Origin of the sequence: Streptomyces sp. NPDC058964, from assembly GCF_042741275.1 — a bacterium.
GTDB lineage: Bacteria > Actinomycetota > Actinomycetes > Streptomycetales > Streptomycetaceae > Streptomyces.
Genome location: NZ_JBHYKH010000373.1, coordinates 1 through 9,045, shown reverse-complemented (window position 1 = coordinate 9,045; position 9,045 = coordinate 1). Strand labels below are relative to the sequence as shown.

At 70.1% G+C, this 9,045-nt stretch carries 10 protein-coding genes; 8 read left to right on the top strand and 2 right to left on the bottom strand.

What is annotated here, in order from left to right:
* Together ACFW2E_RS33540 and ACFW2E_RS33535 are read right to left on the bottom strand one after the other, a co-directional pair.
* A partial coding sequence (locus tag ACFW2E_RS33540; protein WP_384471682.1) for a histidine kinase dimerization/phospho-acceptor domain-containing protein occupies positions 1-1,086 on the bottom strand: 1,086 nt, incomplete at its 3' end.
* Positions 1,087-1,095: 9 nt separating this feature from the next.
* A complete protein-coding gene (locus ACFW2E_RS33535) occupies positions 1,096-1,782 on the bottom strand; it encodes a response regulator transcription factor (protein ID WP_384471679.1) in 687 nt (228 codons plus the stop codon).
* A 297-nt stretch (positions 1,783-2,079) separates the two neighbouring features.
* Here ACFW2E_RS33535 and ACFW2E_RS33530 point away from each other — a divergent pair, with 297 nt between their 5' ends.
* From ACFW2E_RS33530 to ACFW2E_RS33495, 8 genes are all read left to right on the top strand, one after another.
* Positions 2,080-2,856, top strand: a complete 777-nt coding sequence (locus tag ACFW2E_RS33530; RefSeq protein WP_384471676.1) for an amino acid ABC transporter ATP-binding protein — start codon at positions 2,080-2,082, stop codon at positions 2,854-2,856.
* A gap of 84 nt (positions 2,857-2,940) precedes the next feature.
* Positions 2,941-3,783, top strand: a complete 843-nt coding sequence (locus tag ACFW2E_RS33525) for a glutamate ABC transporter substrate-binding protein (protein ID WP_384471673.1) — start codon at positions 2,941-2,943, stop codon at positions 3,781-3,783.
* A gap of 111 nt (positions 3,784-3,894) precedes the next feature.
* Entirely contained in the window at positions 3,895-4,560 is a 666-nt protein-coding gene (locus tag ACFW2E_RS33520) for an amino acid ABC transporter permease (protein WP_384471670.1), read from the top strand.
* Positions 4,557-5,459, top strand: a complete 903-nt coding sequence (locus tag ACFW2E_RS33515; protein WP_384471667.1) for an amino acid ABC transporter permease — start codon at positions 4,557-4,559, stop codon at positions 5,457-5,459. Before ACFW2E_RS33520 ends, ACFW2E_RS33515 begins: the two co-directional genes overlap by 4 nt.
* Positions 5,460-5,634: 175 nt before the next feature.
* Positions 5,635-7,248, top strand: a complete 1,614-nt coding sequence (locus ACFW2E_RS33510) for an FAD-dependent monooxygenase (protein ID WP_384471665.1) — start codon at positions 5,635-5,637, stop codon at positions 7,246-7,248.
* Between the two features lie 78 nt (positions 7,249-7,326).
* Positions 7,327-7,413 (top strand): putative leader peptide, encoded by an 87-nt coding sequence (locus ACFW2E_RS33505; RefSeq protein WP_318198091.1) that lies wholly within the window; start codon positions 7,327-7,329, stop codon positions 7,411-7,413.
* A 96-nt stretch (positions 7,414-7,509) separates the two neighbouring features.
* The gene (locus ACFW2E_RS33500; protein WP_384471662.1) at positions 7,510-8,067 is read left to right on the top strand and encodes a cysteine dioxygenase; all 558 of its coding nucleotides are present in this window, start codon (positions 7,510-7,512) and stop codon (positions 8,065-8,067) included.
* On the top strand, positions 8,064-8,465 hold the full coding sequence (locus ACFW2E_RS33495) for a rhodanese-like domain-containing protein (protein ID WP_384471659.1): 402 nt from the start codon (positions 8,064-8,066) through the stop codon (positions 8,463-8,465). Before ACFW2E_RS33500 ends, ACFW2E_RS33495 begins: the two co-directional genes overlap by 4 nt.
* Positions 8,466-9,045: the final 580 nt, after the last annotated feature.

Genomic DNA, 9,045 nt, shown 5'->3' with positions numbered 1-9,045 from the left:
TGTGTGTGTGTTGGGGGGGGCGCCCGGGGGGGGGGGGCCGGGGAGGGCGCGGCGCCGCCGCACCCCCTGGGCCGGGGCCGCCGGGCCCCGGGCGGCCAGCCGCTCGGCGGCGAGCCGGCCGATGTCGGTCAGCCGCAGGTCCGCCTCGGCGTGCTCGGCCAGTGCCAGGTCGAGCAGGTCGTCCAGGACCTGCGCGAGGCGCTTGCCCTCGGTACGGACCGAGGCGATCTCCTCGTTGTCCTCGGGCAGTTCGAGTGCGAGCAGCTCGATGCGCAGCAGCAGCGCGGAGAGCGGGTTGCGCAGCTGGTGCGAGGCGTCGGCGACGAAGGCACGCTGCTGCTCCAGCACGTCCTCGACGTTGTCCGCCATCTCGTTGAACGACCGGGCCAGTCTGCGGAGTTCCGGCGGGCCGCCGGCCACCGCGACCCGGGACTTCAGACGCCCGGTGGCGATGTCGTGGGTGGTCGCGTCGAGGACGCGTACAGGTCTGAGCACCCAGCCGGTCAGTCTGAGCGCGGCGCCCACGGCCAGCAGCATCGCGGCGATCTCACCGGCCCCGATCAGCAGCCAGCCCCGCAGCGTGCGTGAACGCATCTCCCCGGTGGGTGAGTCGGTCACCACGACCGCGACGACGTCTCCGTCCCGGATCACCGGGGACGCGACGATCAGCCGGCTGCGCTGCCAGGGCCACACCTGCTGGGGGTCATGGCTGCGTCGGCTGAGCAGCGCCTCGCCGAAGGCCTCCCGCACCTCGCCGCTCTGCGGCAGGAACCAGTCGTAGGGCGCGTTGGCCATGGCCGCGCCGTTGCGGTAGAAGACGCCCGCGCGAATGCCGTAGACGTCGTAGTAGCTGGCGAGCTCGCGGCGCAGCGTCTCCTTGCGTTCGTCCTCCGTCGTGAACGGTGACCCGGTGGGTCCGTCGGTGACGAACTGGGCCAGCGCCGCGAAGCGCGCCGTGTCGTCGATCCGGTCGACGACCACCTTCTGCTGCTGGGCCGCGGCCACGCTGACGGCGAGCGGGAAACCCAGTGCGAGCAGCACGGCCGCCATCAGGACGATGAGCAGCGGCAGGAGACGTGTGCGCACTCGTCCCCGCTACGCGGCCGGGACGACGAGCCGGTAGCCGACGCCTCGTACGGTCTCGATCAGCGCGGGCAGGCGGAGCTTGGCGCGCAGGGAGGCGACGTGCACCTCCAGGGTGCGTCCCGTCCCTTCCCAGCTGGTGCGCCACACCTCGCTGATGATCTGCTCCCGGCGGAAGACGACTCCGGGGCGCTGGGCGAGCAGCGCGAGAAGGTCGAACTCCTTGCGGGTCAGTTGGACAACCGAACCGTCCACGCTGACCTGGCGGGTGGGCAGTTCGATGTGTACGGGTCCGAGTCGCAGCGCGGCCTCGGCGCCCGGCGCGGCGTCCTCGTGGACGGTGCGCCGGCTGACGGCGTGGATCCGGGCGAGCAACTCCCCCGTGTCGTACGGCTTCACCACGTAGTCGTCGGCGCCGAGGTTGAGGCCGTGGATGCGGGAGCGCACGTCGGAGCGCGCGGTGACCATGATCACCGGGGTGCCGGTGCGCTTGCGGATCTTGCCGCAGACCTCGTATCCGTCCTGGTCGGGCAGGCCCAGGTCGAGCAGGACCACACCGAAGCCGGGGCCTTCCGGGACGAGTGCCTGGAGGGCCTCCTCGCCGCTGCGGGCATGGGTCACGTGGAACCCGTGCCGCGCGAGGACCGCGGAGAGCGCGGCGGCGACGTGGTTGTCGTCCTCGACGAGCAGCAGTCTCATTCCGGCCCCCTCCGGTTCAGCGGTCGTACGGTCGTGCTTCGTGGTCGGCTTGCAGAAAACGCCCGCACGCGCGCGTGCATCAAGGCAGTCACGCTGATGGACGATGATGACGTCAAGAGGGTTCCGGTTGCCCGCCGGTTCCGTTATCCGGCCGATACGCGGCCCTGCCACAACTGCTACGACACGTGTCCGATTGCTATCGGATCGTGATCCTCAGATTCCCCTCAGATGTAATGACGCAGGTCATTCGGGGTCACTACATTCCTCCGAAACCGAGGAGGACGGAGCCCGAAAGCGATGACCGAAGTATCGGTGGCCAAGCAAGACGTGGCCGCGGCCGGAGACCTGGTCGTCCTGCAGAGCGTCAACAAGCACTTCGGCGCGTTGCACGTACTCCAGGACATCGATCTGACGATCGCCCGCGGCGAGGTTGTGGTGGTCATCGGGCCCTCCGGGTCCGGAAAGTCCACTCTGTGCCGCACCATCAACCGCCTGGAGACGATCGACTCGGGCACCATCACGATCGACAGAAAGCCGCTGCCCCAGGAGGGCAAGGAGCTGGCCCGGCTGCGGGCGGACGTCGGGATGGTCTTCCAGTCCTTCAACCTCTTCGCGCACAAGACCGTGCTCGAGAACGTGATGCTGGGCCAGGTCAAGGTCCGCAAGGCCGGCAAGAAGGAGGCCGAGGAGAAGGCCCGCGCCCTGCTCGACCGGGTCGGCGTGGGCGCCCAGGCCGACAAGTACCCGGCGCAGCTCTCCGGCGGCCAGCAGCAGCGCGTCGCCATCGCGCGCGCCCTGGCCATGGGTCCGAAGGTCATGCTCTTCGACGAGCCGACCTCGGCCCTGGACCCCGAGATGATCAACGAGGTCCTCGAGGTCATGCAGCAGCTCGCCCGCGACGGCATGACGATGATCGTCGTCACCCATGAGATGGGTTTCGCACGATCGGCTGCAAACCGTGTGGTCTTCATGGCGGACGGCCGGATCGTCGAACAGGCTGCGCCCGACCAGTTCTTCAGCAATCCGCGCAGCGACCGGGCCAAGGACTTCCTCTCGAAGATCCTGCACCACTGACGACACCGAGCCCGCTCGCCCCGCGCACCCGGGGCCACCCGTTCCTCACGGACCGCGTTCCTCACCACTCAAAGGATGTTCACGATGAAGCTCCGCAAGGTCACCGCCGCCTCGGCCGCCGTGCTCGCCCTCTCCGTCGCCGCCACGGCGTGCGGTTCGGACAAGAAGGACGACGGGGGTTCGTCCGGGAGCGGCGGCAGCAAGATCAAGATCGGCATCAAGTACGACCAGCCCGGCCTCGGCCTGAAGGAGCCGGACGGTTCCTACTCCGGCTTCGATGTGGACGTGGCGACCTACGTGGCCGGCAAGCTCGGCTACAAGCCCAGCCAGATCCAGTTCGTCGAGACCAAGAGCGCCGACCGTGAGAACGCCCTCTCGCGCGGCGACGTCAAGTTCATCGCGGCCACGTACTCGATCACCGACGAGCGCAAGCAGAAGGTCGACTTCGCCGGCCCCTACCTGCTGGCCCACCAGGACCTTCTGGTCAAGAAGGACTCGGACATCAGCAAGGGCACGGACCTCAACGGCAAGAAGCTGTGCTCCGTGACCGGTTCCACCTCCGCACAGAACGTCCAGAAGACCATCGCCCCGAAGGCCAACCTGAAGGAGTACAGCGGCTACTCGGAGTGCATCGCCGCCCTGCAGAGCGGCGCCGTCGACGCGGTGACCACCGACGACTCGATCCTCGCGGGCTTCGCCGCGCAGGACAAGTACAAGGGCCAGTTCAAGCTCGCCGGGCTCAAGCTCAGCAACGAGAACTACGGCGTCGGCGTGAAGAAGGGCGACACCGCGACCATCAACAAGATCAACGACGCCCTGAAGTCGATGGTCAGCGACGGCTCCTGGCAGAAGGCGGTCGAGAAGAACTTCGGCCCGGCCCACTACAAGAACGAGCCCGCGCCGACCATCGGCAAGATCGTCCAGTAAGGCCGGTAACGGCTCCGCAGGGTTCTTCGGGCGCGCCGCCGCCCGCCGCGATCACGGCGGCGGTGCGCCACGCCCTCCTCGTACGCCACACACCCGGAAGCGCGGGAGATCGTGTTCGATTTTCTTCAAGGTTATGACGTCCTGGGGGCGTTCTGGATGACGGTGAAACTCACCGTCCTCTCCGCCGTCGGCTCCCTGGTCTGGGGCACCCTGCTGGCCGCGATGCGGGTCAGCCCGGTCCCGCTGATGCGCGGGTTCGGCACCGCCTATGTCAACATCGTCCGGAACATCCCCCTGACGGTCATCATCCTCTTCACATCGCTCGGTCTGGCCGACATCTTCGGCGTGACGATGGGCGCCTCCGACTTCAAGGTCCAGGGCTTCCGGCTGGCAGTACTCGGTCTCATCGCCTACCACGCGGCCTTCGTCTGCGAGGCCCTGCGTTCCGGCATCAACACCGTGCCGCTGGGACAGGCCGAGGCCGCCCGTGCGATCGGGCTGAGCTTCAGCCAGACGCTGCGGCTGATCGTGCTGCCTCAGGCGTTCCGTTCGGTCATCGGTCCGCTGGCCAACGTACTGATCGCACTGACCAAGAACACCACCGTGGCGGCCGCGATCGGCGTGGCCGAGGCCGCCTACCTGATGAAGTCGATGATCGAGAACGAGGCCCAGACGCTGCTCATCGGCGCGGTCTTCGCCTTCGGGTTCGTGGTCCTGACTCTTCCCACCGGCCTCTTCCTCGGCTGGCTGGGCAAGCGACTGGCGGTGAAGCGATGAGCTCCGTTCTCTACGACACCCCCGGCCCCCGGGCCAAACGGCGCAATGTCCTCTTCTCGGTGGTCTTCGTCGTCCTGCTCGCCCTGCTGCTGTGGTGGGTCTGGCAGAAGATGGACGCCAAGGGCCAGCTGAAGTGGTCGCTGTGGCAGCCGTTCACCACCTCCGAGGCGTGGACGACGTATCTGCTGCCGGGCCTCGGCAAAACCGCGAAGGCCGCCGCGCTCTCCATGGTCATCGCGCTCCCGCTGGGCGCGTTCTTCGGGATCGCACGCATGTCCGACCACCGGTGGGCCCGCATTCCGGCCGGCGTCGTGGTCGAGTTCTTCCGCTCGATCCCGGTGCTCCTGCTGATGCTGTTCGCCAACGAGTTCTATGCCCGCTCCACGGACGTGGCCAGCGAAGACCGGCCGCTGTACGCGGTCGTCACCGGCCTGGTCCTCTACAACGCCTCGGTTCTCGCCGAGATCGTCCGGGCCGGCATCCTCGCGCTCCCCAGGGGACAGTCGGAGGCCGCGTACGCGATCGGACTGCGCAAGGGCCAGACGATGACCGGCATCCTGCTCCCGCAGGCGGTCACGGCCATGCTTCCCGCCATCGTCAGCCAGCTCGTGGTCATCGTGAAGGACACCGCGCTCGGCGGCGTGATGATCGGCTTCCCCGAGCTGCTCAACACGCGCAGCACCCTGGCGGCCAACTACGCGAACGTCATCCAGAGCTTCGTGGTGGTGGCGATCATCTACATCGTGATCAACTTCCTCCTCACCAGCTTCGCGAGCTGGCTGGAGGGCAGGCTGCGCCGCAGCAAGCGGAGCACGGGCGCGGTCCTCGGCGCGGAGGACGCGGTGGAACTCAACCCCGCTCAGGTGGGTGGCTCCCTCGGGACCGGTGCCGCTGCATGATGGCCATTCAGGTGGAATGACCGGCGCTGAGGCAGTGGCTTGATCGCCACTGCCTCCGTCACTTGACGCAAACCCCTCCAATGGGTTGCATACGTTCTGTGATCGTGCACCCTGCCCCGACTTCTGGTACACACATGTCCGCCAGGGCACAGCTGCGGGCAGGGGGCGCCACGCCGTGGACCCGGTGATCATCGTCGGAGCGGGGCCCGTCGGGCTCACGCTCGCCCTGGCGCTGGCCCGTCACGAGGTGCCGTCCGTCGTCCTCGACGAGGGACCCGGCAAGGACGAACCCCGGGCCGCGCGCACGGTGGTGCTGCGCGAGGACACCACGGCCCTGATGGAGCGGCTGACCGGCGTCCCGATCGCCGAGCAGGGCGTGCGCTGGGCCGGGTGGCGGTCGCTGCGGCGCAAGCAGGTGATGCGCGAGATTGTCTTCGACGACACCGATCCGGCCCCGCTGCACATGGCGCAGCACGAGCTGACCGCCGCCCTGCGCGCCGCCCTCGCCGACGAACCGCTGGCCGCGATCGCCGTGGACAGCCGTCTCGACTCGATCGAGCAGGAGCGCTCGGGCGTCACCGCGCACACCCGCGGGCCCAGGGGCACGTGGTGGCGGGGCAGTTATCTGGTGGGCTGCGACGGCCCCCGTTCGACCGTCCGCAAGCTCCAGGACATCCGCTTTCCCGGCCGCACGGCGGTGGAGCGGCACGCCGTCGCCGCCCTGCGCGTGGAACTTCCGTGGCCCGGTCAGGCGTTGCTCCATCGGATGCCGCCGTGGCGGACGTCCGGACCCTCGGCAGGGGAGGTGACCGCCCGCCCCCTCCCGGACGGCGTGTGGCGTCTGGACTGGCTGCTGCCGCCGGGCAAGGACCTGGTCACGCCCGAACTCCTGGTGACCCGTGTCCGTGAGACCCTCGCCGGCTGGACGGACGGCTCCACACCGGCGTACGAACTCCTCGACACCGGAGTCCACACGGTGCACCACCGCGTCGCCCGCCGGTGGCGCGCGGGCCGGGTCTTCCTCGCCGGCGACGCGGCGCACCTGCTCGGCGCGCTGGGCACGCAGGGGCTGGACGAGGGCCTGAGGGATGCCGACAACCTCGCCTGGAAGCTGGCCCTGGCCTGGCACCACGGCCCGCACGAGGCACTGCTCGACAGCTACCAGACAGAGCGGCGCGCGGTGGTAGCCGGCCGGCTGCGCGCCGCCGACCAGGTGCTGCCGGTGCTGCGCGGCGGTGGCGGACTGCGCTCCTACGTCCCCGGCTCGGCCCGGGGGCACGACGTGCTGCTCGCCGACGGTCATCTGGGACGCGGAGCGCTGGGCGCGCCCGGGGCGTACGCCGACTCACCGCTCGCGCCCCGGCACCTGGAGGGAGAAGTACCGGTCGACACGCCTGCCGGGGCACCGGTGATCGATGTCCGGGTCACCGCGGAGGACGGTTCCTTCGTGCAGTTGCGCGATCGGCTCGGACGGAGCGCGCTGCTGGTCGTACTGATCGCGCCGGGCACGGGTGTGTGGGACCGCAAGCACTGGGTGACCGCCGGGATCATGCCCCGGCTGGCGGCCGCGGTGACCGCGCTGCCGCACCCCGCCGAACTGTTGGTCGCCGAGGCGTACCCCGGCGCGCCGGCGCACACCGTGCTGCTCGTACGCCCCGACGGCCACCTGGTCACCGCGCTGAGCGGAGTCCGGCCGGCCGACCTGTACGCGGCGGCGGAGTCGACGCTGGGCGGCCCGGTGGAGTCGGAGGCCGAGGCAGGGGCCGGGGCGGGCTCCAGCGCGCGTTGACCGTGGCTGCGTTCGCCCTCCGGTCCACATGATGACTGTCGGTTGACCGGTCTGCCCCGACATGGTGTACTCCGGATCGTGACCGACACCGATGTGCGCCTGTGGCGGAGGGTCCATATGGACCTCGTCCGTTACGCGGGCTGCGTGTGTCGCTCGTCCTGCTGAATTCGGATCGCTGAATTCGGACTCCCTCTTTCCTGTCGCGCGCCGCTCCCGTGTCGCCGCGCGCCACCTCAGCGAACGCACATCAGGACGGTGTACGTGTCTGTCTCCCCATCCTCCCCATCTCTTCGCGCCGCTCCCGTCTCCCGGGCAGCGGCCGCTTCCGCTCCCACGCAGGCGGACCTCCTCGACTTCGCGCGGCGGACGGCCGCCGACGCCGAGCTGATCGCCTCGCTCCCGCTCGATCCGCAGGGCCGCACCTGGGTACGGCTGGAGGGGCCCGGCGGCAGCGAGGCCTGGCTCATCGGCTGGCCGCCCGGCACCGGCACCGGCTGGCACGACCACGCCGACTCGGTCGGCGCTTTCGTCACCGCGTCCGGCGAGCTCAGGGAGAACTCGCTGGCCGCGCGGCTGCCCACGGACGGCTGGAAGACCCTGGAACTCGCCGACGACGTGGACCGCGGCCGGCATCTGCCGGCCGGACAGGGCCGCGCCTTCGGCCGGCACCACGTCCACGAGGTGCTCAACGAGTCCGCAGACCTGCACGCGATCTCGGTCCACGCCTACTACCCGCCCCTGCCCCGGATCCGCCGCTACAGCCGCGCGGGACAGACGCTGCGCCTGGAGCAGGTCGAGCGCCCGGAGGACTGGCAGTGAGCGGAACGCGGGGACGCCCGGTGGGCATCGACGAGCTGCTGGAACGGGTACGCGCCGGCTACCGGCGGATCGAGCCGTGGGAGGCGTACGACGCTGCGCAAGCCGGCGAAGCCCTGCTGGTCGACATCCGGTACGCGGCCCTGCGCGAGCGGGACGGTCTGATCCCCGGCGCGCTCGTCGTCGAGCGCAACGAACTGGAGTGGCGGCTGGATCCCCACGGCAGCCATCGCACCCCCGAGGCCACCAGCCATGACCTGCGGGTCGTGGTGATCTGCAACGAGGGCTACGCCTCCAGCCTGGCGGCGGACTCACTCCACCGGCTGGGACTGCACCGCGCGACGGACCTGGTCGGTGGCTTCCAGGCGTGGAAGGCGGCGGGCTTGCCGGTCGCGTCCTGACTCCACTCGCCGGTCGCCCGCACGGCTGCAAGTTCCGGTTCCGCTTCTGTGCCTGGTCGTCCGTGGGGCAGTACAGCGGGGCCAGGTCGGCGTTGTCCTCGGTGATCAGGCGGATGGGCGCGTTCGCGATCTTGTCGGTCCTCTCGTACCGCAGCAGGGAGACGGTGCTCTCCACCGCCAACCGACCGGTGCGCGTGGCGGAGTTGGCGACCGTCGCGGAGAGCCGGCCGAGTCGTGGCTCGCGTCGCTGGAGTCGAACATGCAGCCGCTGAGCCCGGGCCCGGCGACGAAAAGCAGCGGGGCCTGGGCTCTTCGGGTGCGGGCGGGCTGGAGCACGGAGGGACCGCCTTTCCCGGCGTACGGAGTGACGTATGAGCTGCCGTACGACTGAGGTGCGGACGTGAGACCGGCCGAAGCCACCCCCGCGACCAACCGTGCGGGCCCTCTCCCGTGCGCCCACCGAAGATGCGCCGGGGGCCGCCCCGGGGGGGGGGTTGGGGGGGGGGGGGGGGGGGTGGAGCGGGGCGAGCGGGTGTGTTGTCGCGGGGGGGCACCGGACGCGCGCCCCGCCCGCGCGCTG